Origin of the sequence: Devosia ginsengisoli (genome assembly GCF_024707105.1) — a bacterium.
GTDB lineage: Bacteria > Pseudomonadota > Alphaproteobacteria > Rhizobiales > Devosiaceae > Devosia > Devosia ginsengisoli_A.
On sequence record NZ_JANQAJ010000005.1, the window covers coordinates 278,707 to 305,441 of the forward strand.

Annotated in this window: 25 protein-coding genes; 12 read left to right on the plus strand and 13 right to left on the minus strand. The window is 64.0% G+C overall.

The window, feature by feature from the left end; translation table 11 throughout:
* Positions 1-10: 10 nt before the first annotated feature.
* The 3 genes from def (at position 11) to truA (ending at position 2,302) form a co-directional block, all read left to right on the plus strand.
* Positions 11-526, plus strand: coding sequence for a peptide deformylase (gene def / locus NVV79_RS02825; protein WP_303986046.1), 516 nt, complete (start codon positions 11-13; stop codon positions 524-526).
* A gap of 117 nt (positions 527-643) precedes the next feature.
* Positions 644-1,564 carry a methionyl-tRNA formyltransferase gene (gene fmt / locus NVV79_RS02830; RefSeq protein ID WP_303986048.1) on the plus strand — a complete coding sequence of 307 codons (921 nt, stop codon included), beginning with the start codon at positions 644-646 and terminating at the stop codon, positions 1,562-1,564.
* Positions 1,565-2,302 carry a tRNA pseudouridine(38-40) synthase TruA gene (gene truA, locus NVV79_RS02835; RefSeq protein ID WP_303986050.1) on the plus strand — a complete coding sequence of 246 codons (738 nt, stop codon included), beginning with the start codon at positions 1,565-1,567 and terminating at the stop codon, positions 2,300-2,302.
* On the opposite strand, the gene NVV79_RS02840 is transcribed toward truA, so the two are convergent.
* From NVV79_RS02840 to dapD, 5 genes are all read right to left on the minus strand, one after another.
* Positions 2,299-2,865, minus strand: coding sequence for a hypothetical protein (locus tag NVV79_RS02840; protein WP_303986052.1), 567 nt, complete (start codon positions 2,863-2,865; stop codon positions 2,299-2,301). The two genes, truA and NVV79_RS02840, sit on opposite strands and share 4 nt — an antisense overlap.
* Positions 2,866-2,881: 16 nt before the next feature.
* Complete coding sequence (locus tag NVV79_RS02845) at positions 2,882-3,427, minus strand: hypothetical protein (protein ID WP_303986054.1); 546 nt, start codon at positions 3,425-3,427, stop codon at positions 2,882-2,884.
* Positions 3,424-4,584: a succinyl-diaminopimelate desuccinylase gene (dapE, locus tag NVV79_RS02850; protein ID WP_303986056.1), complete on the minus strand. Its 1,161-nt coding sequence runs from the start codon at positions 4,582-4,584 to the stop codon at positions 3,424-3,426. The genes NVV79_RS02845 and dapE overlap by 4 nt, the downstream gene beginning before the upstream one ends.
* A 20-nt stretch (positions 4,585-4,604) precedes the next feature.
* On the minus strand, positions 4,605-5,075 hold the full coding sequence (locus tag NVV79_RS02855; protein ID WP_303986058.1) for a DUF805 domain-containing protein: 471 nt from the start codon (positions 5,073-5,075) through the stop codon (positions 4,605-4,607).
* 85 nt (positions 5,076-5,160) lie between these two features.
* Positions 5,161-6,003, minus strand: coding sequence for a 2,3,4,5-tetrahydropyridine-2,6-dicarboxylate N-succinyltransferase (gene dapD / locus NVV79_RS02860; RefSeq protein ID WP_146292590.1), 843 nt, complete (start codon positions 6,001-6,003; stop codon positions 5,161-5,163).
* Positions 6,004-6,681: 678 nt separating this feature from the next.
* Between dapD and NVV79_RS02865 the strand changes: the two genes are divergently transcribed.
* Entirely contained in the window at positions 6,682-8,061 is a 1,380-nt protein-coding gene (locus tag NVV79_RS02865; protein ID WP_303986061.1) for an FAD-containing oxidoreductase, read from the plus strand.
* 136 nt (positions 8,062-8,197) lie between these two features.
* Here the strand turns inward: NVV79_RS02865 and NVV79_RS02870 are convergent, their stop codons facing one another.
* The 4 genes from NVV79_RS02870 to NVV79_RS02885 all read right to left on the minus strand — a co-directional run bounded on the left by NVV79_RS02870 (position 8,198) and on the right by NVV79_RS02885 (position 12,757).
* On the minus strand, positions 8,198-9,922 hold the full coding sequence (locus tag NVV79_RS02870) for a PAS domain S-box protein (protein WP_303986062.1): 1,725 nt from the start codon (positions 9,920-9,922) through the stop codon (positions 8,198-8,200).
* Between the two features lie 45 nt (positions 9,923-9,967).
* Positions 9,968-10,801: a sugar phosphate isomerase/epimerase gene (locus NVV79_RS02875; RefSeq protein ID WP_303986064.1), complete on the minus strand. Its 834-nt coding sequence runs from the start codon at positions 10,799-10,801 to the stop codon at positions 9,968-9,970.
* Between the two features lie 219 nt (positions 10,802-11,020).
* A complete protein-coding gene (locus NVV79_RS02880; RefSeq protein WP_303986065.1) occupies positions 11,021-11,845 on the minus strand; it encodes an amidohydrolase in 825 nt (274 codons plus the stop codon).
* Between the two features lie 147 nt (positions 11,846-11,992).
* A complete protein-coding gene (locus NVV79_RS02885) occupies positions 11,993-12,757 on the minus strand; it encodes an IclR family transcriptional regulator (protein ID WP_303986067.1) in 765 nt (254 codons plus the stop codon).
* A gap of 167 nt (positions 12,758-12,924) precedes the next feature.
* Between NVV79_RS02885 and NVV79_RS02890 the strand changes: the two genes are divergently transcribed.
* From NVV79_RS02890 to NVV79_RS02910, 5 genes are all read left to right on the plus strand, one after another.
* Complete coding sequence (locus tag NVV79_RS02890) at positions 12,925-14,487, plus strand: sugar ABC transporter ATP-binding protein (protein WP_303986070.1); 1,563 nt, start codon at positions 12,925-12,927, stop codon at positions 14,485-14,487.
* Between the two features lie 171 nt (positions 14,488-14,658).
* The gene (locus tag NVV79_RS02895; protein WP_303986072.1) at positions 14,659-15,654 is read left to right on the plus strand and encodes an ABC transporter permease; all 996 of its coding nucleotides are present in this window, start codon (positions 14,659-14,661) and stop codon (positions 15,652-15,654) included.
* 116 nt (positions 15,655-15,770) lie between these two features.
* A complete protein-coding gene (locus NVV79_RS02900) occupies positions 15,771-16,712 on the plus strand; it encodes an ABC transporter substrate-binding protein (protein ID WP_303986074.1) in 942 nt (313 codons plus the stop codon).
* A 175-nt stretch (positions 16,713-16,887) separates the two neighbouring features.
* Positions 16,888-17,619 (plus strand): SDR family oxidoreductase, encoded by a 732-nt coding sequence (locus NVV79_RS02905; RefSeq protein WP_303986076.1) that lies wholly within the window; start codon positions 16,888-16,890, stop codon positions 17,617-17,619.
* Positions 17,620-17,630: 11 nt separating this feature from the next.
* Positions 17,631-18,905, plus strand: a complete 1,275-nt coding sequence (locus NVV79_RS02910) for an L-fuconate dehydratase (RefSeq protein ID WP_303986077.1) — start codon at positions 17,631-17,633, stop codon at positions 18,903-18,905.
* 194 nt (positions 18,906-19,099) lie between these two features.
* On the opposite strand, the gene NVV79_RS02915 is transcribed toward NVV79_RS02910, so the two are convergent.
* Together NVV79_RS02915 and NVV79_RS02920 are read right to left on the minus strand one after the other, a co-directional pair.
* Complete coding sequence (locus tag NVV79_RS02915) at positions 19,100-19,540, minus strand: hypothetical protein (protein ID WP_303986079.1); 441 nt, start codon at positions 19,538-19,540, stop codon at positions 19,100-19,102.
* Positions 19,541-19,617: 77 nt separating this feature from the next.
* Positions 19,618-20,850 (minus strand): aminopeptidase, encoded by a 1,233-nt coding sequence (locus NVV79_RS02920; RefSeq protein WP_303986081.1) that lies wholly within the window; start codon positions 20,848-20,850, stop codon positions 19,618-19,620.
* A 506-nt stretch (positions 20,851-21,356) separates the two neighbouring features.
* Between NVV79_RS02920 and NVV79_RS02925 the strand changes: the two genes are divergently transcribed.
* On the plus strand, positions 21,357-23,153 hold the full coding sequence (locus NVV79_RS02925) for an ABC transporter ATP-binding protein (RefSeq protein ID WP_303986083.1): 1,797 nt from the start codon (positions 21,357-21,359) through the stop codon (positions 23,151-23,153).
* Positions 23,154-23,319: 166 nt separating this feature from the next.
* On the opposite strand, the gene NVV79_RS02930 is transcribed toward NVV79_RS02925, so the two are convergent.
* Entirely contained in the window at positions 23,320-23,745 is a 426-nt protein-coding gene (locus tag NVV79_RS02930; protein WP_303986084.1) for an organic hydroperoxide resistance protein, read from the minus strand.
* 166 nt (positions 23,746-23,911) lie between these two features.
* Here NVV79_RS02930 and NVV79_RS02935 point away from each other — a divergent pair, with 166 nt between their 5' ends.
* Both NVV79_RS02935 and NVV79_RS02940 read left to right on the plus strand, forming a co-directional pair.
* A complete protein-coding gene (locus tag NVV79_RS02935; protein WP_303986086.1) occupies positions 23,912-24,832 on the plus strand; it encodes a VOC family protein in 921 nt (306 codons plus the stop codon).
* A 141-nt stretch (positions 24,833-24,973) separates the two neighbouring features.
* Entirely contained in the window at positions 24,974-25,516 is a 543-nt protein-coding gene (locus tag NVV79_RS02940) for a DUF924 family protein (RefSeq protein ID WP_303986087.1), read from the plus strand.
* A 194-nt stretch (positions 25,517-25,710) separates the two neighbouring features.
* Here the strand turns inward: NVV79_RS02940 and NVV79_RS02945 are convergent, their stop codons facing one another.
* Complete coding sequence (locus NVV79_RS02945) at positions 25,711-26,622, minus strand: sugar kinase (protein WP_303986089.1); 912 nt, start codon at positions 26,620-26,622, stop codon at positions 25,711-25,713.
* Between the last annotated feature and the right edge of the window lie 113 nt (positions 26,623-26,735).

Sequence of the window (26,735 nt, forward strand, 5' to 3'; positions counted from 1 at the left end):
ACCTTTCGACATGGCTGTTCGCCCCATTCTCGTCATTCCCGATGCGCGCCTGCGCGCCGTTGCCGACCCGATCATCGAGGTCGATGACGAGATCAAGACGCTGGCCAAGGACATGCTCGACACCATGTACGATGCCCCCGGCATCGGCCTGGCCGCGACCCAGCTCGGCGTGATGAAGCGCATCGTCGTGATGGACCTGGCGCCGGAAGGCGAAGAGCCCGATCCCATGGTGCTGATCAATCCCGAGATCACCCATTTCGGCGAACAGATGCAGGTGACCGAGGAAGGGTGCCTGTCCATCCCCGAACTCTATTACGAGGTCGAGCGCCCCAACGAGGTCACGGTGAAATATACCGATCTCGATGGCAAGGAAGTGGTGCGTGAGGCCGAGGGCAAGCTGGCCGTCTGTATCCAGCACGAACTCGATCACCTCGATGGTGTGCTCTATATCGACTATCTGAGTCGGCTGAAGCGCGACCGCGTCATCAAGAAATTCGACAAGGCCGCCAAGCGGGCAGCGGGGTAGTGCCACGCTCTCATGGTTCGACAAGCTCACCATGAGGGCTACTGCTAGGTCGCCGAGTTTCCAGTAGACCTCATCCTGAGCCTGTCGAAGGGTGAGGTCGTGCCTAGGAGTTTGCCAATGCGCGTCGTCTTCATGGGCACGCCGGATTTTTCCGTTCCCACCCTCACCGAAATCGTCTCTGCTGGCCATGATGTCGTCGCCGTCTATACGCGCGCGCCCAAGCCGGCGGGCCGAGGCCAGGAAGAGCGCAAGTCCCCGGTGCATCTGGCGGCCGAGGCTTTTGGTATTCCGGTCTATACGCCGAAATCGCTCAAGGGCGAGGCCGAACAGATCATCTTTGCCAGCCACGGCGCCGAGGTGGGCGTGGTCGTTGCCTATGGCCTGTTGCTGCCAAAACCCATTCTCGATGCGCCCGAATATGGTTGCCTGAACCTGCACGGTTCGCTGCTGCCGCGCTGGCGCGGCGCCGCGCCGATCCAGCGCGCCGTGATGGCTGGCGACCGGGAAACCGGCGTCATGGTGATGCAGATGGAGGAGGGACTCGATACCGGCCCGGTCGCGTTGATCGACATGATCCCCATCGGTCCCGACATGACGGCTGGCGAATTGCATGACCAGATGATGCGCGTCGGCGCCGACCTGATAGGGCGAGCGCTGGCTGCGCTGGAACGTGGCAGCCTCGATTTCAAGTCGCAGCGCGAAGATGGCGCCATCTACGCGAAGAAGATCGAAAAGGCCGAGGCCCGCATCGACTGGTCGCGCCCGGCGGATGAGGTGCATAACCACATCCGCGGCCTGTCGCCGTTCCCGGGCGCCTGGTTCGAGCTGGAACTGGGCGGCAAGCCCACGCGCATCAAGGCTTTGCGTTCGACACTGGGGCAGGGCGCCGGAGCGCCCGGTACGCTGCTCGACAACCTGACCATTGCCTGCGGCACTGGCGCCGTGCGCTTGACCCAGGTACAGCGCGAAGGCAAGGGCGCCATGGACGCTGCCACTTTCCTGCGCGGGGCGGGAACCTTGCCGCCGACCGTCAGCTAGATGCCACGCTACAAGCTCACCATGGAATATGACGGGACCCCGTTTTCGGGCTGGCAGCGCCAGGCCGACCGGCCCAGCGTGCAGCAGGCGCTGGAAGAGGCCATTCACGCCATGTCGGGCGAGGCGGTGACTACCCAGGCGGCGGGCCGCACCGATGCTGGCGTGCATGCGCTGGGACAGGTGGCCCATTTCGACCTGAGCAAGGAATGGGACCCGTTCCGTATCCGCGAGGCGCTGAATTATCACCTGCGGCCCGACCCGGTGGCGATCATTGCGGCAGAGGCGGTGGGCGATGATTTCGAGGCAAGGTTCTCGGCCACGGCGCGGCATTACGAATATCGTATTCTCAACCGCCGCGCGCCCGCGGTGATCGAGCGCGATCATGTCTGGCATGTACCCATGGAACTCGATGCCGATACCATGGATCATGCGGCCAGCCTGATCCTGGGTACTCACGACTTTACCACCTTCCGCTCATCGGAGTGTCAGGCTAACTCGCCTTTGCGGACCTTGGATAAGTTTTCCGTACGCAGAGAGCTGGATCATATCGTGATATCAGCCAGCGCCCGCAGCTTCCTGCATCACCAGGTGCGCTCCATGGTGGGGTCGCTCAAGCTGGTGGGGGAGGGCAAGTGGTCGCCATCAGATTTCCGCGCCGCGCTCGATGCCAGGGACCGCCGGCGCTGCGGCGCCATGGCGCCATCTGCGGGGCTCTATCTGACCAGGGTCGATTACTAGACCGGCGGTGGGGCCGGGCCGATGATCACGGCCACGACAGCCAGCGCCAGGAACACGCCCACGGCCTGTGAAATGAACAGGATGCCGATCTGCAGCGCCGTCAGCGTGACGATGAAGCGGCCGATATTGATGAAGCTCGCCAGCGCCAGGATGACCACCAGCACCAGTACGACGAAGCCCAGCGGGCCGAGCATGGTCGAGATCAGCAGCAGCACCGCCGAGGCCAGCGTCACCCAGTTGGAGGCGACGAGATAGGGGATGAAGCCATCCTGCCGCCCCATCTGCCGCAGGGCGACAAAGGCGGTGACCGCCTGGGCGACGAATAGCACGCCATTGATGACGACCGATTGCGTGGCCGCGCCCGCCGGCAGGTCGATGCCCGTCAGCAGCGGCCCGAAGCCGGCCAGCCCGATGCCGATCACTGTGGCGATGAGGCTGCCGACCAGCCCGCGCTGGCTGAAATCGAAATAGGATGGCGCCTGCCGGCTGCCCACCAGCAAAGCCAAGCAGCCACGCGCGGCGGACATCAATTCATCGAGGAAGGTCGTGGTCGGCTGGGCCAAGGGCTTGTCTCGATGATCAGGTGGGAGAACCGGCAATGCTGCTCAGCATGTAGAGCGCCTGTCGCATGGCGACAAGCAGCAGCACGGTCAAAACTGCAAAACCGGCGGAAATGCCGGTATGCCAATCGGTTGCGGCCCGCGCCAGCCGGTAGAGCAAATAGCCCAGCGCCAGCCAACTCACCATTACTATCGGCCCGCCGATCAGGCTGGCCAGCAGGCCTTCGACGATGATGAAACCCATGAGCAGATAGGTGCCGGGCACCAGCACGTCATAGGTCGGCCCGGCGACACCGAGGGCTGTGCGCGTGCCGGCGAGCACCAGTGCCATGGAAACCAGCGGCAGGGACAGGGCGAACATGCCCGCCAGGATGGCGAACAGGCCGGGTATGTCGGAGCCGATGGCTACGACGATGACGACGAGGAAAACGATGAAGACGAAGATGGCCAGCGCTGTCGCCAGGCCTGCCGCCGAACGCGTGAACTGCCCACGCCAGCCGGCATCGCCGCGCAGCAGCAGTACCCAGCCCTTGGCGGCATTGCTTAGCGCAGCCCAGATTTTCATGCCGTCACTCCAAAGAAGCGGACCATGAAGGTGCGATAGATATCGGTCAACCCGGCGAGGTCGGCGAGGGCGATATGCTCGTCGGCCTTGTGCATGGAGGGGCCGACGAGGCCACATTCCACCACCGGGCCATATTGCGCGATGAAGCGGGCATCCGACGTGCCGCCGCCGGTGGAGAAGTCAGGCTGGCGCCCGGTAATACCGGCAATGGCGGCAGAAAGCAGATCGACATCCTCGCTCAGCGGCGAGAGGAACGACCGTGAAGGGGCGCCGGCAAGCGCGAAACTTACCGTCGCGCCGGCAGCATCGACGCTGGCAAGGCGCCCGCGCACCCAGTCGACCAGCGTTTCTGCTGTCCACAGGTCGTTGTAGCGGATGTTGAAGCGGAGGGTGCCGGAAGCGGGGATGACATTGGACACCGCATTGCCGACATCGATCGAGGTGACTTCCAGATTGGTCGCGGGGAAATGCTCGCTGCCGCCATCGATCTTCGTATCCAGCGCGGTCACGATCCGCGCCAGCGTGGGCAGCGGATTGTTGGCCCTGTCAGGATAGGCGACATGGCCCTGCGTGCCCGCGACGGTGATCACGCCCGAAAGCGAGCCGCGGCGGCCGATCTTGATGCTGTCGCCCAGCAGGGCAGCGGAGCTGGGTTCGCCGACAATGGCGAAGTCGAAATGAAGCTGCCGCTCTTCGGCCCAGACCATCAGCTTGTCGGTGCCGTTGATGGCGTCGGCTTCCTCGTCATTGGTGATGGCGAGCATGATCGTGCCGGCATCATCAGGAATGGCAGCGGCAGCGGCGACGAAGGCAGCAATGCCCGACTTCATGTCGGCGGCGCCCCGGCCATAGAGCTTGCCGTTGGCTTCGCGCGGCGTGAAGGGATCGCTGGTCCAGTTGGCGAGATCGCCTGGCGGCACCACGTCGGTATGGCCGGCAAACAGCAGCCGTCGCCCGCTCTTGCCCCTGACGGCGAAGAGATTGTCGACGGGGTAGGAGCCGTCGCCCTCGAAGCGCAGGCGATGAACGGTGAAGCCGATGGCGCTGAGCGCGCCATCGAGCACATCGAGAACGCCTGCCGTCTCTGGTGTGACCGAGGGGCAGGCGATAAGTTGCTTGAGCAATTGGACGGGATCGTCCGCGATAGTCGACGTCACGAGATGTCCCGTCCTCTGGTTCAGGCCGTGGCGAAGCCGAGCGGGTCGGCGCCATAGGTATTGGGGCCTGGCGTGCCCTTGAGGAAGCCGAGCTGCACCAACATGTAGATGCCGAATATGCCCATCAGCCCAAACAGGACCATCAGCCACCCATCCGGGGCCGGCACGACGACGCCATTGCCCATGTCGGTCATGGTGACGCCGATGCCCAAGGCCTGCACCAGCGCCAGCAGGCCCGAAAGGCCCATCAGGATCTTGAAGTCCATGCCATTATTGTCGCGATCCTGCCGGCGCTTGAGGCCGATGCACCAGTTTGGATAGAACAGCAGCACATAGACGATCAGCTGTGCCCAGGCCGCGTTCAGACCCACCAGCGACAGGATGATGGAGAGCACGATGCTCGCCACGATGATGCCGACAACGCCGATCCACCAGTTCTTGCGCGAAATGCGCCCAGCCGTGGTGGTATAGAGTGCAACGAGATTATCCATGAGTTCCCCCTCGGAAATGGATACGCCGGGACCCATCCGGCGCAATCATCCTAGGTGAATCGCACTTGCCCCGCCAGAGTCCCTGCTAATCGCGCAGCAGGTCGTTGATGCCGGTCTTGCTGCGGGTCTGCGCGTCCACCGTCTTGACGATGACGGCGCAGTAGAGGTTCGGCCCCGGATTGCCATTGGGCAGCGGCTTGCCGGGCAGCGAGCCCGAGACCACGACCGAATAGGGCGGCACCTTGCCGATATGGATTTCCCCGGTATTGCGGTCGACGATCTTGGTCGAGGCGCCGATGAAGACGCCCATGGAGATGACCGAGCCTTCGCCCACCACCACGCCTTCGACCACCTCCGAGCGCGCACCGATGAAGCAATTGTCCTCGATGATGACGGGCCCGGCCTGCAGCGGCTCGAGCACGCCGCCAATGCCGACGCCGCCCGAAATATGCACATTCTTGCCGATCTGCGCGCAGGAACCGACGGTAACCCAGGTGTCCACCATGGTGCCCTCATCGACATAGGCGCCGATATTGACGAAGCTGGGCATCAGCACGACGTTGCGGCCGATAAAGGCCGGGCTGCGCACCACCGCACCCGGCACGGCGCGGAAGCCGGCCTCGCGGAAGGTATTCTCGCTCCAGCCCTCGAACTTGGTCGGCACCTTGTCCCAGTAATGCGACCCACCCGGCGCGCCCTCGACCAGTTTGTTGTCGTTGAGGCGGAAGCTCAGCAGCACGGCCTTCTTGAGCCACTGGTTGACCTGCCAGGTGCCGTCGACCTTCTCGGCCACGCGCAATTCGCCCTTGTCCAAGAGGCGCAGCGCCTCGCCGACCGCTTCGCGCACCGCACCCTGAGTGTGGAAATTGATCTCGGCGCGCGCCTCGAAGGCGTCATCGATGGTCTTGGCGAGGTCGGTATGGGACATGAGAAAATTCCTGGCTGGGATGCGGAGCGGACCATAGCCGGGAGGGAGACGGTGTCAATCGGACATACGGAAGCGCCGCCTGCATCGCGGTTGTCTTGGTGATCGCATGCCAAAGATGGCAGCGAGCGGACCCCGAGACGGCTGACGCCCCTGAGTAATTTAAGAGTGAGACGCTCGCCGTCTCGGAGTGCCGGTTTTTGGAACAGTACGGGGGGTCGCGCACACGCTTCCGCCCGGACTCGGACCTGCGCGGCGGCGAGCCACGCCCGGCCCCCACCGCCACTGTTCGCCTGCAGGCCGCCCATGCGGGGGGATGGGTAGGAGTATGCATCAGGTTTTGGGGGAGGGGATAAGATGGATAGATCGTGCTTGTTAGTACCCCCCACCCTCACTCCCTCCCCACAAGGGGGAGGGAAGCCTGGCCGGTGGCTACGGACCTATCGTGCGAAACCCTGAATGCGGTCATGCGCCTCCCTCCCCCTTGTGGGGAGGGAATGAGGGTGGGGGTGTTTGGGCACGTTCCACCTTGCGGCTGTGGCTCGATCTCGGGATGGGTCCCGGCTCAAGGCCGGGATGACATCGAGGGCGGGATGGTGCCAATTCCGCAGTGACGCGCATGTCCCGCTGGCATATTGCCTTGCATAGTCATAGACTTGCCCCGGATCTGGAGGGGCGAGCATGTCGGAACAATTCGATGCCATTGTTATCGGCGCAGGCCAGTCCGGCCCCTTCCTGGCCGCGCGGCTGGCAGGGGCCGGACGCAAGGTGGCGCTGATCGAGCGCGAACATCTGGGTGGGACCTGCGTCAATGATGGCTGCACCCCCACCAAGACGCTGGTGGCCAGCGCCCGCGCGGCCTGGGCCGCCCGCCACGCCGCCCAGTTCGGCGTCATGGTCAAGGGGCCGGTCACGGTCGACATGGCGGCAGTCAAGGCACGCAAGGACAAGGTGGTCGGGGCCTCGGTCAAGAGCCTTACCGACTGGCTGGGGAGCCTGAAGACACTCGACTATATCAAGGGCGAAGGCAGCTTCGTTTCCGCCACCGAGGTCAAGGTCGGCAAGCGGGTACTGACCGCGCCGCAGATCTTCATCAATACCGGAGCCAGTGCCAGCGTGCCGGACTGGCCGGGCATCAGGAGCGTGCCCTATCTCACCAATACCTCGATGATGAATGTCGATACCCTGCCGGGGCATCTGATCATTATCGGCGCCAGCTATATCGGGCTTGAATTCGCCCAAATGTATGCGCGCTTCGGCTCCAAGGTCACGGTGATCGAGCGTGGCGCGCGCGCCGCCAGCCGGGAAGACCCTGATGTCTCGGCCGCCATCCGGAGCATCCTCGAGGCCGAAGGCGTGACCTTCATGTTCGGCACTACGGTGGAGGCGGTGGCCAAGGCCGGGCATGGCGTGCTGCTGTCGCTCAAAAGCGGTGATCGGCTGGCCTCGATCGAAGGTTCGCACCTGCTGGTGGCCCTGGGCCGCACCCCCAATACGGCCGACCTCAACCTGGGTGCGGCCGGCATAGAAACCGACACGCGCGGCTATATCCCGGTGGACGACCACCTGCGCACCAAGGTCAAGGGCATCTGGGCCATGGGCGACGTCAACGGGCGCGGCGCCTTTACCCATACGTCCTACAATGACTTCGAGATCGTCGCCGACAATGTGATCGATGGGGGCAAGCGTTCGATTGCCGGGCGCATTCCGGTCTATGGCCTGTTCATCGATCCGCCCTTGGGCCGCGCCGGCATGAGTGAAGCCGAGGTTCGCAAGTCAGGCCGCAAGGCGCTGATGGGCGTGATGCCGATGGCGCGGGTCGCCAGGGCCAGGGAGCGGGGAGAGACGCAGGGGCTGATAAAGGTGCTGGTCGATGCCGAGAGCAAGCGGGTGCTGGGCGCCGCGATACTGGGTATTGGCGGCGACGAGATCGTCCATTCGCTGCTGCAACTGATGGCGGCTGGTACGCCCTATACAACCATGATGCACACGGTGCATATCCACCCGACGGTGACCGAACTGATCCCGACGCTGCTGGCGGATTTGAAGCCTTTGGGGTGAGGCGTTCGCTTGAAAGAGGGTACCCCTTCCTAACCTCCCCTGACATGGGAGGAACAGATCGGGGATGGGCGCTATAGTGCCGCGACCACAGCGCGGCTCCGCCCCCTATCGGGGGGAGGTTGGGAGGGGGTATCACTCACAAATCCCCGAACGCCACGGCGACTCCGCGCCCGCGCGCCTTGGCGGCATAGCAGGCCGCGTCCGCTTCGCCCATGAAGCCCAGCGATGTCGCGGGCTCTGACGTGACCATGGTCAGGCCTACACTGGCGCCGATGTGATAGCTGCGGCCGGCCCAGCCAAAGGCGAGGGCGGCAATGGCGCGCACCACTTTTTCGGCGATGCGCTGGCCCACCTCGGCCGGGCAATCATGCAGCAGCACGGCGAATTCGTCGCCGCCGATACGGGCGGCCACATCATGGCTGCGGCAGGAGCCTCTGATAGTCTGGGCCACCTGCTTGAGCAGGGCGTCGCCGGCGGCATGGCCGGCATTGTCGTTGACCGGCTTGAAGCGGTCGAGATCGATATAGAGCAGGCAATGGCGCCGGTTGCCGTCCTGGGCCGAGGCGATGGCGCCGTTGAGCGCGCGTTCGAAAGCGGCACGGTTGGGCAGACCGGTCAGGTCGTCATGGGTGGCCGAATGGGCCAGTTCCCGCTGCATGGCGCGGCTCTGCGTCACGTCCTGGAACACCAGCACGGCACCGGTCAGCTTGCCCGATGGCATGCGCACCGGGGCGGCAGTGCAGCGGATGTCGCGCTCGCTGCCGGTTTTGCCGACCAGGATCATGTCATCATCCAGATGCGCGGTTTTGTCGGTGGCGAGGCATATGGCGACGGGGCAGTCCTGCACTTCGCCGGTCACCCCATCGCGCAGCCGGAAGATGGCGCGGACTTCCCTTCCCACGGCATCGGCCGAGGCATAGCCGGTCAGTTGTTCGGCCGCTGGATTCATGAAGACCACATGGCCGCTCTCGTCGGTCGAGATCATGCCGTCGGCGATGGAGTCGAGGGTAACGCGCAGGCGCTCCTTTTCGGCCGCCAGCTCCAGCTCGATGGTCTTGAGGCGGGTGATGTCGGTATCGGTGCCAAGCGTGCGCACGGCCTTGCCGTTCTCGTCCCATTCCACCGGCTTGCCGCGACTGAGGATCCAGACATAGCTGCCGTCGCGGGTACGCTCGCGATATTCCAGCGCGTCGAAACTGGCATCGCCCTGGTCCTGCCGGTCGACATTGTCGAGCACATGCTGGAGGTCGTCGGGGTGGATGCGTTCCAGCCACTTGGCCTGATCGCCATCCACGTCCTCGTCGGGCGGAATGCCGCGCATGACGCGCCACATGCGCGAATAGAACATGGTGTCGGTGCGGATATCGTGGTCCCACACGCCCTGGCGGGCGCTTTCCAGCGCGAAATTCCAGCGGCTCTCCGAATGGGCCAGGGCCTCTTCGGCCCGCTTCTGCAATTCGATGCTGGTCAATTGGGTGATGAGGTAGAGCGGCTGGCCGGTGGCATCCGAGCGCAGCACCGAGGCGGCGACCATGACCCAGAGCGGGCCCCCATCGGCATGGCGGAAGCGGTGTTCGCCGCGATATTCGCCGGCCTCGCCGCGCATCAGCAGGCTCAGGCGCTGCCGCGCGGCGGCGCTGTCATCGTCGTGGATCAGGTCGAGAATGTTGTCGCTGGCGTCCTCGTCGATGCGATGACCCAGCAATTCGACAAAGGCCCTGTTGGCATAGACCATGCGGCCGTCCATCTCGGACACGACCATGCCGACCGCGGCATTGTCGACGATCCGGGCCAGCATAGAGCCGATCCGCTCGAAGCGGAGAATGGTCGGCGCAGCGGTGTTCGACGGGCGGGCGGACATGGGCCCACTCTGCGCGAAACTCCCTTAATAACTGGCTTAGAGAGGCTAGATGTCGCGCGATGTGATGAAGTCGCGCTCGGTGGCCAGGCCATGCCATTCGCCTGGGATTTCGCTGTCGAAGATCAACGTATAGGGGCCTTTGTAGCCGGCTTCCTCGGCCAGGGTGACGCAGGCGCCGTAATCGGCTTCGTCGAGATCGCCATCGATGAAGCTGGCCTTGGCGTGGCACAGCTCGGCCCGGCCGAAGATCGACTTGAGGTCGGCATATTTGCTGGCCCCGCCCCAATTGCCGAAATCGCCGAGCAGGCCGATGCGGCCATCGAGCTTGTCGAGCAGGTAATGCACCTGGGCTGGCTCAGCCAAGAGGTCGAACCAGTTCTCGGTGACCAGCCGGACCGGGGAGCCGGCATTGCCATCGGCCAGTGAATTGAGGGCCTTGACCGAGCGGTCGAGCGCATCGCGGGTCGGCTTCTGCTTGCCGGCGATGATGCGCGCATGTTCGGCGCCCAGTTCATTGGCGATCTCGATCCAGCCGGCGATCCATTTCTGGTCGCGCGCGCCGTGCTCGGGATGGCTGATATCGCCGGCATCGATCAGCAGCGTCTGCAGCCGGACATTGGCGCGCTTGAGCTGGTCGCGCAGCTCGCCGAGATAGACCTTGTCGCGGCTGCGCAGGTGGAAGGAGACGATTTCCAGACGATGATAGCCGTGATTGGCCAGTACCGAGGGCAGGCCGAGCAGCGATTCCTCGCCCTCGCCATAGGTCTGTTGCTCCGGCCCGATCTCGGTGGTGGTGAGATCGTGCGGGTAGGTGGCGCCGAGCAGGCGGTGCAGCGACCAGGTGGAAACGGCAATGCGGTCGGGGCTGATGCTGGCCATGCTCGGGCTCTCCTGTTTGGGGCGAGCCTTCCACGCAATGGCACCGGATTCAAGTCGTGCTTTCATTCATATGTGAGTGATGTGATCGCTGGTGGGATGAGGGATTTGTCCCGCTTGTTCGGCTTGTCCCTGTTATCCCCGGTGTCATTCCCGCCTTCGCGGGAATGACACCGGGCTATATGGCCATATGGTAGCTGCAGCGTTCATCACGGGGATAAGTCAGACCTTGTAGATCCGCTCGGCATTGCGGTGGAGCAGGGCGGATTGTTCGTCCTGGCTGGCGCCGCCGATGATCTCGCGGGTCGCGGCGACCCAGTCGGTGAGGGTGCCGCCGGTGGTGGTGGCGACGGGGTGGTCGCTGCCCCAGACGACGCGATCCCAGCCGAAACTCTCGATCATGTGTTCGACATAGGGGCGGAGCGTCGCGGCGCTCCAGCCGGGGTCGCAGTGGTTGACCAGGCCCGAGACCTTGCCGACGACATTGGGATTGCGGGCGATTTCGGTGATCGAGGCGCGCCAGGGATCGAGGCCGAGGCCGTTGATGTCGGGGTTGCCGCAATGGTCGAGGATGAAGGTCACGTCGGGCGCCTTCTGCGCCAGGTCGCCGCCGAGATGGAGCTGGCCGGCGCGCAGGCAGAGATCGAAGCTCAGGTCATAGTCGGGCAGGTGGCGGATATTTTCGATGAAGAGGTCCGACTGGCTGAGCTCGTCGGGCACTTCATGCAGGATGCGGCGCACGCCCTTGACGTGCGGATGCTCCGATAGCTGCTCGATCTGGTCGACGAAATTCATGTGCTCGGGCCGGCAGGCGGCTATGGCGCCGGCAATGCGCGGCAGGCCAAGCACGAATTCGGTCTCGGCCAGCATGTCGGCTTCGGCGACATCGACCTCCATATGGAGGGCGGACTCGATGCCCAGCGGCGCGGCCTCGGCGAAATAGGCTTCCTGGCTCCAGGGTTTGTTGATTTTGGGGGTATTGCCCAGCCACGGATAGCTGAAGCGATCGGGGTAGATCAGGTGCAGATGAGTATCGAGGATGCGCATGGGTTCTCTGGGCTCCGTCGCCCTCGTGGTTCGAGGCTCGTGAAGAACTCGCACCTCACCATGAGGGCTACTGTAAACTCAATTCCTTCAGTAGCCCTCATGGTGAGGCGGGAGCGTAGCGACATCAGAACCACTGACGCGTGGCACCTAGTCTGTCGAACGCTGTGTAACCTCTTTGCCGGCCTGTTGCAGCAGTTTCAGCACGGTCGGCATATTAGGTGCGTCGAGCTTGTCGAGGCGCTGGGTATAGGGGCAGGTGAGGACGGCGATGACCGTGCCGAGCGGGCCGAAGATCGGCACGGTGAGGTTGGAAACGCCGGAAACCTGGGCGCTCGCCATCATTTCATAGCCCTGTTCACGCACGGTTTCGAGCCGGGCTTCCAGGCCCTTGGGCATCTTTTCGGGGCTGCCCATATCCTGCTCTTCAAGCATCAGCATCCGCTCCTCCGCTGTGGCGAAGGCGAGGAAGACATGGCCCGAGCCGGTATTGACCAGGCCTAGGCGGCTGCCGACGCGGATCGAGACATTCCAGTAGCCCGGCCCGTCGACCTGGGCGATGACGACCAGGATATTGCGATCCTGCACCACCATATGCACGGCCTGTTCGGCGCGGAGCGCGAAGTGGCGCAACACCGGCATGGCCTGGCTGACCATGCGGTGCAAGGGCGGCCGCGCATGGCCCAGTTCGAACAGCTTGAGGGTGATCTCGTAGCGATCTTCCGGCGTGCGGCGGACATAGTCGCGGCGCACCAGCCGGTCGAGCATGCGGTAGATTTCGTTGGGAGAACGCTCGAGAGCCTTGGCGATTTCGGCCTGGCTCAACCCGTCGGCGGTGCGGGCCAGGAGCTCGATAATGTCGAGCCCCTTGTCCAGCGCCGGGGCGCGATAGCGGTCATTGGCGTCGTCTGCCATGGGTCTCCCCTCAGTCCCTAATGCTAACGGACTGTTAGCATTGAGCATCACCAAGCGTGACTTTGCGTTGCACGGCAACTGACATGTTAGCTCTTGCAAGCGTGCTTCATTTATGAATAGATTGTTTGCAGGCGCATCGCAAGAATGCGCGGGAGGACAAATCCAGCATGCCGACCCCAGCCCCGACAGCAGTGTCGTCGAGCGCCGATATGGCCTCGATTCCGCTCGTCGACATGGTGGGCATCGACAAGTCCTTTCCCGGCGTCCGCGCGCTGTCGCAGGCCCGGTTCGAACTCAAGGCCGGTGAAGTCCATGCCCTGATGGGCGAGAATGGCGCCGGCAAGTCGACGCTGATGAAGATCCTGTCCGGCGTCTATTCCCGCGATGCCGGCGAAGTGCGCCTCAACGGCCAGCCGGTGGAAATCACCTCGCCGCGCCAGGCGCAGGATATGGGCATCGGCATCATCCATCAGGAACTGGCGCTGATGCGCGACCTGACGGCGGCACAGAACATCTTCATCGGCCGCGAGCCGCGTCGCTTCGGCCTGCTCGACGAAGGCGCGCTCAACCGCGCGGCCCAGGCTATCTTCGACTCGATGAACCTGCGGCTGAGCCCCACGGTGCTGGTCGAGAGCCTGACCATCGCCAAGCAGCAGATGGTCGAGATCGCCAAGGCGCTGAGCTATCGCAGCCGCGTGCTGATCATGGACGAACCGACGGCGGCACTGAACGATGCCGAGATCGCCGAGCTGTTCACCATCATCAACCGGCTCAAGGCCGAGGGCGTCGGCATTGTCTATATTTCCCACAAGATGGACGAGATCAAACGCATCTCGGACCGGGTGACGGTCATGCGCGACGGCGAATATGTCGGCACCGTGCCGGCTGCCGATACGCCGATCGAAACCATCATCTCAATGATGGTGGGGCGCACGCTGACCAATGAAGTCCTGGATATACCCAACACCGCCGCCAATCCGGTGGCGCTTGAAGTGCGCAACCTCAATCGCGGGCGCGATATCAGGGATGTGAGCCTCATGGTGCGCAAGGGCGAAATCCTCGGCCTGGCCGGGCTGATGGGCGCCGGACGGACGGAAGTGGCTCGCGCCATTTTCGGCGCCGATCCGCGCGACAGCGGCGAAATCTGGGTCAATGGCAAGCGCGTCGGCATTTCCTCGCCGAAGGACGCGGTACGCTCAGGCATTGGCTATCTCAGCGAAGACCGCAAGCATTTCGGCCTCGCGACGGGGCTCGACGTGCGCAACAATATCGCGCTGGCGAGCCTCAAGCGCTTTACCGGGCCGGGCGGCGTGCTCGACGACCGGGCGATGCATGAAGTGGCGGAGAAATATATCCGTCAGCTCACCATCAAGACGCCCAGCGACACGCAGGAAGCCCGGCTTCTCTCCGGCGGCAACCAGCAGAAAGTGGTCATCGCCAAATGGCTGCTACGCGACTGCGATATCCTGATCTTCGACGAGCCAACCCGCGGCATCGATGTCGGCGCCAAGGCGGAAATCTACAAGCTGCTCAATGCGCTGGCCGAGCAGGGCCGGGCAATCATCGTGATTTCGTCCGAGCTGCCGGAAATCCTGCGGCTGAGCCATCGCATCGCCGTCATGTGCGAGGGACGGCTGACCGGCACGCTCCCGGGCGGCTCGAGCCAGGAAGAGATCATGCGCCTGGCCACGCAGCGCGAGGCGGCGATGGAGGTGCGACATGCGGGGTGATGTGATCCGAAGCACGGCGTATGCGACTCCACCCCACCCTCAATCCCTCCCCATGATGGGGAGGGAGGCGCTGGCTGAGGCGCTTGTGTTCATCGTCTCCCTCCCCCTTGTGGGGAGGGATCAAGGGTGGGGGTGCTGCGCTCTCACCAACGCTGGAGCCGGAGACAATTCATGACCGATACCGCAGCAACCCCAGCCAAATCCGGCATTCGCATTTCCGGCGCGTTCCATCGGCTGCTCGCCTTTTCGGGCCTCATCGCGCTGGTCGTGGTGTTCAGTCTCGCCTCGCCCAATTTCATGCAGACGCAGAATGTGCTGGCCATCCTGCAGGCCACCTCGGTCAATGGCGTGCTGGCCATTGCCGCGACGCTGGTCATCATTACCGGCGGCATCGACCTCAGCGTGGGTACGCTGATGACCTTCTGCGCGGTCATAACAGGCGTGGTGCTGACCTATCTCGGCCTGCCGCTGCCGCTGGGCGTGCTCGCCTCCATCCTGGCCGGCATGGGATGCGGGCTGGTTTCGGGCGTGGTCATTGCCAAGCTCAAAGTGCCGCCCTTCATCGCCACTTTGGGCATGATGCTGATCCTCAAAGGGCTGTCGCTGGTGATATCGGGCACGCGGCCGATCTATTTCAACGACACGCCCGGCTTCGACCAGATTGCCCGCGGCTCGCTGGTGGAGGCGGTTCTGCCTGCCGTGCCGCTGCCCAATGGCGTGCTGATCCTGTTTGCCGTCGCCATCTTCGCCGCCTTCGTGCTGAGCAAGACGGCGCTCGGCCGCTACACCTTCGCGCTGGGCAGCAATGAAGAGGCGGTGCGCCTGTCGGGCGTCAATGTCGATCGCTGGAAGATCGCGGTCTATGCGCTGGCCGGTTCCATCTGCGGCGTCGCGGGCCTGCTGATCGCCAGCCGCCTCAATTCGGCGCAGCCGGCTTTGGGGCAGGGCTATGAACTCGACGCCATTGCCGCGGTTGTCATCGGCGGCACCTCGCTTTCGGGCGGACGCGGCACCGTGCTCGGCACGCTGATCGGCGCGCTCATCATCTCCGTGCTGGCCAATGGCCTGCGCATCCTTTCGGTGGCCCAGGAATGGCAGACGGTCGTGACCGGCTCGATCATCATCCTGGCCGTCTATGCCGATATCCTGCGGCGCCGCACATTATAGGCGCCGGTTTCGCCGTGCCCCTGGGATGATCGGGAAAGGATCATCGCTGCGGGCACCAACAAGAGGGCGGCAACGCCTCGCAACAGACGAGTTTTCAACTCCATGGGAGGACTATAATGCTTAGACGTACCCTGCTTGGCGCCATCAGTGCGCTTGCCCTTCTCTCCGCCGGCGGCGCTGCCTCGGCCCAGGAAGACTATGACATCGCCCTGATCTCCAAGGGCTTCCAGCACCAGTTCTGGCAGGCCGTGAAGGCCGGTGCCGACCAGGCCGCCGCCGATCTGGGCGTCCATGTGACCTTCGAAGGTCCGGAAAGCGAAACCCAGGTCGACCGCCAGATGGACATGCTGGCCGCCGCCCTGTCGCGCGGACCGGATGCCATCGGCTTCGCCGCGCTGGACAGCCAGGCTGCGACCCCGCTGCTGCAGCAGGCCAAGGATGCTAATATCCCGGTCATCGCCTTCGACTCGGGCGTGGACAGCGACATTCCGCTGACCACCGCAACCACCGACAACGTGGCGGCTGCCGCATTGGCGGCCGATGTGATGGCCGAACTGATCGGCGGCGAGGGCAAGGTGGCCGTGGTGGCCCATGACCAGACCAGCCGCACCGGCATCGATCGCGTCGACGGCTTCGTCAACCGCATCAAGGAAGCCTATCCCAATGTCGAAGTGGTGACCGTGCAGTATGGCGGCGGCGACCAGTTGCAGTCGACTGAAATCACCAAGTCGATCCTGCTGGCCAATCCGGACCTCAAGGGCATTTTCGGCGCCAATGAAGGCTCGGCCATCGGCGTTGCCAATGGCAAGCAGGAACTGGGCAGCGATGTCGTGGTCATCGGCTTCGACTCGGGCGCGGCGCAGAAGGGCATGGTCGAAAGCGGGCTGATGGCCGGCGCCATCACCCAGAACCCGGTCGGCATCGGCTACCAGACCGTGCAGGCCGCCGTGAGCGCGCTCAAGGGCGAAACCCTGCCTCCGGTGATCGATACCGGCTTCTACTATTACGACGCCAACAACATGAACGACCCGGAAATCGCGGCCGTTCTGTACGACTGATCCGGCTGACGCCGAACCGTCAATAGCCCTCATGGTGAGCTTGTAGAACCATGAGGGCGTACCACAGGCGGTGCCACGACCTCGTCCTTCGACAGGCCCAGGATGAGGTCTACTTGGGCACCCTCGCAACGTAGGCCGGGCGAATACGCCCGGCCCAAACCTCCAGGAATATTTTATGGCCGAGCTGTCAGGTAAAATCGTCCTCATCACCGCCGCCGCACAGGGCATCGGGCGGGCTTCGGTGGAAGCCTTTGTCCGGGCCGGGGCGAAGGTGATCGCCACCGACATCAATGCGGCCAAGCTGGCCGAGCTCGAGGGCATGGCAGGCGTCACGACGCGCATTCTCGATGTGCTGTCGGCAGAGGCGGTGAACCGGGCGGTGGCCGAGATCGGCCATATCGACGTGCTGTTCAACTGCGCCGGGGTGGTCCATTCCGGCACGGTGCTCGAGATGAGCGACACGGACATGGACTTCGCGCTCGACCTCAATGTGCGGGCGCAGATCCGCACCATCAAGGCCGTGCTGCCGCAGATGCTCGAGCGCCGGGAGGGCTGCATCATCAACATGGCGACGGTGGCCTCTTCGGTGAAGGGCGTGCCCAACCGGGCAGCCTATACGATTTCCAAGGCGGCGGTGATCGGGCTGACCAAGTCCATCGCGGCCGATTACACGACCCAGGGTATCCGGGTGAACGCCATTGCGCCGGGCACGGTGGATTCGCCGAGCCTGCATGAGCGCTGGCATGCGACGGGTGACTTCGAGGCGGCGCGCAAGGCCTTCATCGCCCGCCAGCCCATCGGGCGCATCGCCCGGCCGGAGGAAGTGGCGGACCTGGCCGTCTACCTGGCCGGCGCGACCTATACGACCGGGCAGGTGCATATCATCGACGGCGGCTGGACCGCCTGAGTTTCGGACCAATGACCAAAATCTCCTCCCTCGCCACCCACGATCTCCGCTTCCCCACCTCGGCTTCGCTGGACGGGTCCGACGCGATGAATCCCGATCCCGATTATTCGGCCGCCTATGTGATCCTGGGCACCGACGGAGCGCATGCGGGACATGGCCTGACCTTCACCATCGGGCGCGGCAACGAGGTGGTCGTGGCGGCCATCAGGGCGCTCGAAAGCCGGGTGGTCGGGCTGGAACTGGACTGGATCGCCGAGAATCCCGGCCGCTTCTGGCGGCATGTGACGGGCGACAGCCAGCTCCGCTGGATCGGGCCGGACAAGGGCGCCATGCATCTCGCCACGGGCGCGGTGGTCAATGCCGTGTGGGACCTGCTGGGCAAGGAAGCGGGCAAGCCAGTCTGGCAATTGGTGGCGGATATGACGCCGGAACAGCTCGTCGATATCATCGACTTCCGCTATCTCACCGACGCCATCACGCCGGAGGAGGCGCTGGCGATTTTCCGCGAGGCCGAGGCGGGCAAGGCCGAGCGGGTCAAGACGCTCAAGGCAGAGGGCTACCAGTGCTACACCACCTCGGCGGGGTGGCTGGGCTATTCCAACGAAAAGCTGACGCGGCTGGCCAAGGAGGCAGTGGAAGAGGGCTTCCAGCACATCAAGATGAAGGTCGGACGCGACCTCGACGACGATATCCGCCGGCTCGAAATCGTGCGCGGGATCATGGGGCCGGACCGGCTGTTGATGATCGACGCCAACCAGGTTTGGGAAGTCGGGCAGGCTATCGACTGGGTCAAGGCGCTGGCGAAGTTCAATCCCTACTTCATCGAGGAGCCGACCAGCCCGGACGATGTTTCAGGGCACAGGGCGATCCGTGAGGCGATTGCCCCGATCAAGGTGGCGACCGGCGAGATGTGCCAGAACCGCATCCTGTTCAAGCAGTTCATCAAGGATGGCGCGGTCGACATCGTGCAGATCGATGCCTGCCGGATCGGCGGGCTGAACGAGGTGTTGAGCGTGCTGGTGATGGCGGCGAAATACGGCTTGCCGGTATGGCCGCATGCCGGCGGAGTGGGGCTGTGCGAATATGTGCAGCATCTGAGCATGATCGACTATCTGGTCGTGTCGGGGACGAAGGAGGGCAGGGTGATCGAATATGTCGATCACCTGCACGAGCATTTCGTCGAGCCGTGCGAGATCAGGAATGCGGCCTATATGCCGCCGAAACTGCCGGGGTTTTCGATCGAGATGAAGGCGGAGAGCATTCGGGAAAATGAGTTTCGGGGGTAGCGCTTCTTCCCTTCTCCCCTCGTGGGAGAAGGTGCCCGAAGGGCGGATGAGGGGGCACCGAGCCATTCCATTGCTTCCAAGCATGGGCGAACGCAGCACCCCTCACCCTCGAAAATCTGCTGAACGCAGATTTCCTATCCCTCTCCCACAAGGGGAGAGGGGGATTGTGGGTGGGTGAGGGTGTGCCGTACCCCCTACATCTCCTGCAATTCGAAATCGAACCGGTGCAGCACCTCGTCACCTGACTTGACCTCGATGACATAGTCGCCGGCTGGATCGCCTTCGACGACACACCAGCCGTGGCCGATCCAGCCATCGTCCGGTGTCAGGCTCATCGTGCTGGTGGCGGTGCGCTGGTCGTCGGAGATAACGGTATTGTCGCTCGTGCCCCAGTCGTCCGCGGCGATGGGCAGGGTGAGGATTTCCACAATCTCCACCGCACCCTTCACCTTGCCCAGCCGCAGGTGCCAATTGTAGCAGGTGTCTGCCAGCAGTGGGACCAGCGTGGTGCTTTCGACGACATCGGGCTGGCCCGGCGTGGTGGGCACGGAAATGGTGAAGTCCGTTTCCAGCACCGTCTGGGCCAAAGCGGGTTGCGCCAGGGCGAGAAGGCTCAGGGTCAGCAGCAGGCGCATGCGTGTTCTCCTCTTACCCATTGTGCCACGCCCTCATGGTTCGACAGGCTCACCATGAGGCTGTTGCGTAGCGTTCCCTAGTTGGCCCACTCGCCGCCGCGCATCACCGGCTCGGTGCTGCCATCGGCGTGAACGCCGTCGATATCGATCTTGTCGGAGCCGATCATCCAGTCGATGTGGATGTTGGACGTGTTGCCGCCTTGCGCCGAAATCTGCTCCTGGGTCAGGTCCTTGCCGCCGACGAAACAATCCGAATAGCACTGGCCCTGCGCGATGTGGCAGGAGGCGTTTTCGTCGTAGAGCGTGTTGAAGAACAGGATGCCCGAGGCCGAAATCGGCGAGGAGTGCGGCACCAGCGCCACTTCGCCGAGCCGGCGGCCGCCTTCGTCGGTGTCGAGCACCTTGTTGAACAGGTCGCCATTCTTGCTCGCCTTGAACTCGACCAGCTTGCCGCCCTCGAAGCGGGCCTGCATGTCCTCGATCAGCGCGCCATTGTGGCTGAGCGGCTTGGTGCCCGAGACATGGCCCTCCACGCGCAGCTTGTGTGGGGTGGTGAACACTTCCTCGGTGGGAATGTTGGGGTTGCAGATAATGCCGTTCTTGGCCTCGGACGCGCCGCCCTTCCAGCGGTGGCCATCGGCCAGGCCCACGGTAAGGTCGGTGCCGGGGCCGGTATATTTGAGCGCCGAAAAGCTCTTGCCGTTGAGCCAGGTCCAGCGTGCCTTGAGATTGGCATTGTGGTCTTTCCAGGCGGCGATGGGGTCGTCCTGATCGACGCGGGAGGCCTTGAAGATGGTGTCGGCCAGCTTGGAGACCGCGTTTTCTTCGCTGTCATTGGGGAAGACCAGCTTGGCCCAGGCGGCGCTGGGATAGGAAACGATGTTCCAGTTGATGTCGAAGCCGGTGATGAGCTGGAGCGCCGGCTTGTAGGCCGTCGAATTGGCGCGCATGGCGCGGGTCACCTTGTCCGGGTCCTGCCCGGCCAGCATCATCGGATTATCGCCGGCAATGGCCAGCCGCGCGGCATTGTTCTTGAAGGCCTCGGCCATGCCCGAATAGAGCCAGCCGGCCGCCTTGTCGAAGCTGGCGCTGTTGGCGTGCCTGTAGCGGGCGAGGGTGGCTTCCTCGTCGGAATAGATGGTGGTGACGACGCCGGCTCCGGCCTTGTAGGCGTGCTCGGTGATGCGGCGGACCAGTGGCGCGGCACTCATCGGCGCGGTCATGATCAGGTCCTGGCCCTCGGCCAGTTGCAGGCCGACCTTGATGGCAACCTGGGCGAGCTTGTCGAGCTTGACGGGATCGATGGTCATTTGGGCGTAGGCCTCTTGGTTTTGAATCGGTTGGCCGGAGGGTAATCCCGGAAGGGGGCGGGGCGCCACCCGGCAAATTGAGACCTCATGGTGAGCTTGTCGAACCACGAGGTCGGGCGAGTGGAGACATCGTGCTACGCCCTCGTGGTTCGACGGGCTCACCATGAGGGCTACTGCTGGTGTGTCTTTCCTGCATCACCTGTTGCGACGTTGCAAAATACCCGGTTGGCAAGTCCGAACGGTTTCGTTACAAAACGTCCACCGCTTCAGATCTCGAACAAGGGAGGCGTTGTATGGCAGGCACATTCAATATCCTCCCCATGGGCGACAACCGGCGTTAGGTTGCCCCCATCCGCGGCCCGCCGAACAGGCCAGCCGCCCGCGGTTCTTCTCTTCATCACAGCCCACTTGATCTGACGGGGATCATTTCGTCCTCCGTTCCGGCTGTGCCTTTCATTCTCTGTCTTTGAGGGCCGGTCGCCGGAAAACGGGACCGGGCTGCCAATATGAGTCGCAAGAAACTCGATTTCCGTGCCGATGCCTATCGCAACGTGCTCGGCTTCACCTTCCGTCACTGGTCGGGCCGGCTGGCGCTGGTCGGTACCATCTGTGCGCTGGTCATCGCCTCGACGCTGGCCGAAGTCATGGTGCCGGTATTTTCCGGCCAGATCGTCGATGCCATTGCCGGCGGGGCCAATGCGGGCGCCGAGGAGGCTTTGCGCGCCTTCGCCATCGTGGTCGGCCTGGGGCTGACCAGCGTGATCCTGCGCTGGTTCATCTTCCAGGGTGTCATCCGGCTGACGATCCGCATGATGGCCGATATCGTCAATAACGGCTTCCACCGCGTGCAGCGCTTCTCGACTGACTGGCATGCCAACAGCTTTGCCGGCTCGACGGTGCGCAAGATCACCCGTGGCATGTGGGCGCTGGATTCGCTCAATGACGTGCTGCTGGTGGCCTTGTTGCCGTCGGTGGTCATGCTGGTGGGCGCATCGGTGATCCTGGGGTCGTACTGGCCGGTCATGGGCCTGGTCGTGGCACTGGGCTCGGTGGTCTATATCGGCGCCACGGTGGCCCTTTCCATGGGCTATGTGTCGCCGGCAGCGAGCCTGGCCAATGCCTGGGATACCAGGCTTGGCGGCGCGCTGGCCGACGCGGTGAGCTGCAATTCGGTGGTCAAGGCCTTTGGCGCTGAGGAGCGCGAAGAGGGCCGCCTGCGCCATGTGCTGGGCAAGTGGGATACCCGCACGCGCCGCACCTGGAAGCGCGGCACGCTGAGCGGCACCATCCAGGGCTTCATGATGGTGACGATGCAGGCGGGCATTCTCGGCACGGGGCTGCTGATGTGGCAGCGCGGGCTGGCCAGCCCGGGCGACATCACCTTCGTGCTCGCCATGTTCTTCGTGCTGCAGGGCTACCTGCGGGATGTGGGCCAGCATATCCGCAACCTGCAGCGCGCCGTGAACGACATGGAAGAACTGGTGGCGCTCGAGAGGACGCCGCTGGGCATCGATGACAAGGCCGGTGCCGGGGCGATTGCCATCGGCAAGGGCGAGATCGCCTTCGACCATGTGACCTTCCAGTATGGCGCCCATCCGACGCCGCTCTACCGCGATTTCTCGGTGCGGATTGCGCCGGGCGAACGGGTGGGGCTGGTGGGCCATTCGGGCTCAGGCAAGACGACCTTCGTCAAGCTGATCCAGCGGCTTTACGACGTGAAGTCGGGCGCGATCCGCATCGACGGGCAGGATATCGCCCAGGTGAAGCAATCGAGCCTGCGCGGCCAGATCGCCATCGTGCAACAGGAGCCCATCCTGTTCCACCGGACCCTGGCCGAGAACATCGCCTATGCCCGCCCCGACGCCACGCGCGCCGAGATCGAGCTGGCGGCCAAGCAGGCCAATGCGCATGACTTCATCCTCGACCTGCCCAAGGGTTATGAAACCATGGTGGGCGAGCGGGGCGTGAAGCTGTCGGGTGGCGAGCGACAGCGTGTCGCCATCGCCAGGGCTTTCCTGGCCGATGCACCGGTGCTGATCCTGGACGAGGCGACATCGAGCCTCGACAGCGAGAGCGAGGTGCAGATTCAGCAGGCCATGGAACGGCTGATGGTGGGGCGCACCACGCTGGTGATCGCGCACCGGCTGTCCACCGTGCGGGCGCTGGACCGGCTGCTGGTCTTCGACAAGGGCAAGATTGTCGAGGAGGGCGACCACGACCAGCTCATCCGCCTCAATGGCGGCATCTATCGCCGGCTGTTCGAACGGCAGGCGCTGGAGCTGACCAAGGGACTGGTGGCGTAAAACGGAAGCGCCGGGGTGTGAGCCCCGGCGCTTTTTTGTTGGTGGATACCCCCTCCTAGCCTCCCCCTGATAGGGGGAGGAATCCGGCTGGTGGGAGGGGCGACATCGCGCCAAATCGCTGATCTGTTCCTCCCCCTATCAGGGGAGGTTAGGTGGGGTATCCCGCCTAGATCACGTCCAGCGTCACGTCGAACCCCTTGCGGCTCACTTCGCTATAGGGGCAGATCACATGGGCACGCTGGATGATGTCCTCGGCCTTGGCCTTGTCCATACCGGGGATATGGGCCTTGAGGGCGGCTTCGATCCAGAAGCCTTCGCCGTCTTCGCGGTCCTTGAAGCTGACTTCGGCGGTGACGGTGGCGTCTTCGAGAATCTTGTCGCCGCTCTTGCGGGCGGCCGCCTTCATGGCGCCGAGGAAGCAGGCCGAATAGCCGACGGCGAACAACTGTTCGGGATTGGTGCCGCGGGCGCCGTCGCCGCCGATTTCCTTGGGCGTGGTCAGGGTGACGTCCAGCACGCCGTCATCGGTGGCGCCATGGCCGGAACGGCCGCCGGTGGATGTGGCACGCGCGGTATACATGATCTTGGGCATGGAAGGTCTCCTGAAAACGAGTGAGACCGCACTCCAGCATGAAACCATGGTGAGTGGAAGGCGCGCCGATTGCCCGTACTTTGGCGAACAATGCCTTCGGTACAGCGGCGCTGGCGCGACCAATGGTGGGGCCTATATGATTTGCAGGACAATTCAGGAGGTCGCCATGATCGACACATCCGTACAGATTAACGTGAAATCCAAGCCGATCCTGCCGCTGACCACGACGCTGGGCGCGGTGCATATCGCTGTGACCGACCGCAGCAAGGCGCTGGCCATCTGGCAGGACGTGGTGGGGCTGGACCTCATTTCGGAAACCGGCAACGAGCTGGTGCTGGGTGCCGGCGGCAAGCCGCTGATCGTGCTGGAAACCGGGGCGACGCGGCCCTCCGTGCAGCGCACCATCGGGCTTTATCACGTCGCCATCCACGTCCCCACGCGGGCCGAACTGGCGCAGATGGCAGTGCGGGCCTTGCAGCGCAATGTGCGGATTTCGCCGACCGACCACCTGGTGAGCGAAGCGATCTATCTGTGGGACTTCGACGGAAACGGCATCGAAATCACCTTCGAGACGCCGTGGCGCGGCACGCTGGGCGATCCCGACAAGGGCGAAACCTATGCGGTGACCTCGGAAGGCAAGCCCCATTCGGGCCGCGACCCCATCGACATGGACGGATTGCTGGCCGAGCTGGGACCCGAGCCGGTGCTGACGGCACGTATGGCCGATGGCACGCGGATCGGCCATGTGCATGTGCATGTCGGCGACCTGCAGCAGGCGATGAATTTTTATCGCGACACGATCGGCTTTGCCGGATTCCTGCTGATCAGCTCGTTCGGCATGGGCGATGTGGGGCTCGACTACATGCCGCATACGATCGCGTTCAATATCTGGTCAGGCCCCAACGCTGCCTTGCCGCCGGCGGGCGCGGCCGGGCTGCGCTGGTTCACTATTGTCGTGCCGGATGCGGCGACGCTGGAGGGGGTGAAGGCACGGCTGGCCGGGGCAGGGGCGCCGGTATCGCCGGTCCAAGGGGGCATCGAGACGCAGGACCCGTTCGGCAACCGGATCCGGGTGCTGGTGGGGTAGTTTAGCCCCAAGGCGGTTCCCTCCCCTTGATGGGGAGGGCTAGGGTGGGGTGGGGCCGCGAGCGCGGTGTTTGTGATTCACCCCCACCCTCAATCCCTCCCCACAAGGGGGAGGGAAGTCCGTTCTGCGTTTGGAGGCAATATGCGCACAGCCGAGGATGTTCTTCGCTTCTGGTTCGTCGAACATGGCCAGGACGACTGGTTTGGCGGCAAGGCGGAATTCGATGCCGCGCTGGCGGAGCAATTTGCCGAAACGCATCCGCATGTGGCGCTGGGCGAGGCGTGGGAATGGCGCCGGACGCCCCAGGGGCGGCTGGCCGAGATCATCGTGCTGGATCAGTTTTCGCGGCAATTGCATCGCGGTTCGCCCGAGGCTTTCGCGCAGGACAAGATGGCCGTGGCGCTGACGCAGGAGGCTATTGCCGCCGGGGCCGACCTGGCCATTCCGATGGAGCGGCGCATGTTCCTGTTCATGCCGTTCATGCATGCCGAATCTCTGGTGATCCAGGAGGAGGGCTGCCGGCATTTCGCCCAGTTCGGCGAGGAATTGATGAAATTCATGACCGGGCACCGCGACTGCATCGCGCAATTCGGCCGGTTTCCGTTCAGGAACAAGGCGCTGGGGCGGGTGAGTACGCCGGAGGAAGTGGCCTATATGGAAGAGCAGGGGGACCGGGTGTTTTGATCGACCCCCGGATTCCCGCTGCTGTTGCCCCAACCATGGTGTCACCCCGGCCTTGAGCCGGGGCCCATCCTGAGATTGAGCCACGGCCGCAAGGTGGTCCGAACAGGCACCTCGCGGCGGGACATACATTTCAGGATGGATCCCGGCTCAAGGCCGGAATGACATCGAGTGTGTGGTAGCGCTCGTTGAAGCGCCTATTCCCCCAGTAGCTTCGGATCGACCAGGGCGCCCTTCTGCCCGATGACCACGCCGGCCACGCGGTGCGCCGCCTCGGCCGCTTCGCGCAGTGACTTGCCGGCCAGCCGCGCGCTCAGATACGCCCCATTGAAACTGTCGCCGGCCCCGGTGGCGTCGACCACCTTGGCACCCGGCTGCGGCGCGACCTTGGCGCGCTCGGTAGCGGTGGCGATCAGCGCTTCGCCCGCACCATCCTTGACCACGACTTCCTCGACGCCGAGTTCGAGATAACGGTCGGCCGTGTCGTCGACCGACTTGTCGCCGAAGAGCGGCGCTTCGTCCCCATGGGTGGGCAGGACGATGTCGCACATGGTGGCGGCGGCGGTCAGCACGGCGGTCATGACGCGCGGGCTGGTCCAGAGGGCAGGGCGGATATTGGTATCGAACACGACCTTCGCGCCGGCATCGCGCGCCCGGACGATGGCACCGAGTAGCCGGCCTCTCGCGCGCGGGGCGAGGATGGCCAGGGTAATGCCCGAGAAATAGACCATGCTGGCGCCCTTGACGGCCGCAGCGAGCGCATCCTTGTCATCGGCCAGCAGCTTGGCGGCGGAGGTGTCGCGCCAATAGGTGAAGTGACGGTCGCCCTTCTCCTGGTGGATCAGGTAGAGGCCGGGACGGCGGCCAGGCACGGTGCTTATGTGGCTGGTGCCGATATTGTTAGCATCGAGGAAGGCGCGGATATCGCCGGAATAGCGGTCTTCGCCGAGAGCGGTGAAGTAATCCACATCCCAATCCTTGCCGAGCAAGGCGCGCATATACCAGGCGGTATTGAGCGTATCGCCGGCATAGCCGAGACGGTATTGACGATCCTCGCCGCCACTCATCTCGACCATGCATTCACCGATGCTGACGAAACGATTTGTCACTGGGCATCCTCCCGATCGGCTATTCGCATAGTCACAGCGTCGTTCCTGCGCAAGCGGGAATCCATTCTTCCACTGTCCCGCCAAAGAGTAGATTCCCGCCTTCGCGAGAATGA

Excerpts from the sequence above, each read along its gene's own strand:
- def (WP_303986046.1), top strand. The coding sequence starts at position 11 with ATGGCTGTTCGCCCCATTCTCGTCATTCCCGATGCGCGCCTGCGCGCC.
- fmt (WP_303986048.1), top strand. The coding sequence starts at position 644 with ATGCGCGTCGTCTTCATGGGCACGCCGGATTTTTCCGTTCCCACCCTC.
- truA (WP_303986050.1), top strand. The coding sequence starts at position 1,565 with ATGCCACGCTACAAGCTCACCATGGAATATGACGGGACCCCGTTTTCG.
- NVV79_RS02845 (WP_303986054.1), bottom strand. The coding sequence starts at position 3,427 with ATGAAAATCTGGGCTGCGCTAAGCAATGCCGCCAAGGGCTGGGTACTG.
- NVV79_RS02855 (WP_303986058.1), bottom strand. The coding sequence starts at position 5,075 with ATGGATAATCTCGTTGCACTCTATACCACCACGGCTGGGCGCATTTCG.
- dapD (WP_146292590.1), bottom strand. The coding sequence starts at position 6,003 with ATGTCCCATACCGACCTCGCCAAGACCATCGATGACGCCTTCGAGGCG.
- NVV79_RS02865 (WP_303986061.1), top strand. The coding sequence starts at position 6,682 with ATGTCGGAACAATTCGATGCCATTGTTATCGGCGCAGGCCAGTCCGGC.
- NVV79_RS02870 (WP_303986062.1), bottom strand. The coding sequence starts at position 9,922 with ATGTCCGCCCGCCCGTCGAACACCGCTGCGCCGACCATTCTCCGCTTC.
- NVV79_RS02875 (WP_303986064.1), bottom strand. The coding sequence starts at position 10,801 with ATGGCCAGCATCAGCCCCGACCGCATTGCCGTTTCCACCTGGTCGCTG.
- NVV79_RS02880 (WP_303986065.1), bottom strand. The coding sequence starts at position 11,845 with ATGCGCATCCTCGATACTCATCTGCACCTGATCTACCCCGATCGCTTC.
- NVV79_RS02885 (WP_303986067.1), bottom strand. The coding sequence starts at position 12,757 with ATGGCAGACGACGCCAATGACCGCTATCGCGCCCCGGCGCTGGACAAG.
- NVV79_RS02890 (WP_303986070.1), top strand. The coding sequence starts at position 12,925 with ATGCCGACCCCAGCCCCGACAGCAGTGTCGTCGAGCGCCGATATGGCC.
- NVV79_RS02895 (WP_303986072.1), top strand. The coding sequence starts at position 14,659 with ATGACCGATACCGCAGCAACCCCAGCCAAATCCGGCATTCGCATTTCC.
- NVV79_RS02900 (WP_303986074.1), top strand. The coding sequence starts at position 15,771 with ATGCTTAGACGTACCCTGCTTGGCGCCATCAGTGCGCTTGCCCTTCTC.
- NVV79_RS02905 (WP_303986076.1), top strand. The coding sequence starts at position 16,888 with ATGGCCGAGCTGTCAGGTAAAATCGTCCTCATCACCGCCGCCGCACAG.
- NVV79_RS02910 (WP_303986077.1), top strand. The coding sequence starts at position 17,631 with ATGACCAAAATCTCCTCCCTCGCCACCCACGATCTCCGCTTCCCCACC.
- NVV79_RS02915 (WP_303986079.1), bottom strand. The coding sequence starts at position 19,540 with ATGCGCCTGCTGCTGACCCTGAGCCTTCTCGCCCTGGCGCAACCCGCT.
- NVV79_RS02920 (WP_303986081.1), bottom strand. The coding sequence starts at position 20,850 with ATGACCATCGATCCCGTCAAGCTCGACAAGCTCGCCCAGGTTGCCATC.
- NVV79_RS02925 (WP_303986083.1), top strand. The coding sequence starts at position 21,357 with ATGAGTCGCAAGAAACTCGATTTCCGTGCCGATGCCTATCGCAACGTG.
- NVV79_RS02930 (WP_303986084.1), bottom strand. The coding sequence starts at position 23,745 with ATGCCCAAGATCATGTATACCGCGCGTGCCACATCCACCGGCGGCCGT.
- NVV79_RS02935 (WP_303986086.1), top strand. The coding sequence starts at position 23,912 with ATGATCGACACATCCGTACAGATTAACGTGAAATCCAAGCCGATCCTG.
- NVV79_RS02940 (WP_303986087.1), top strand. The coding sequence starts at position 24,974 with ATGCGCACAGCCGAGGATGTTCTTCGCTTCTGGTTCGTCGAACATGGC.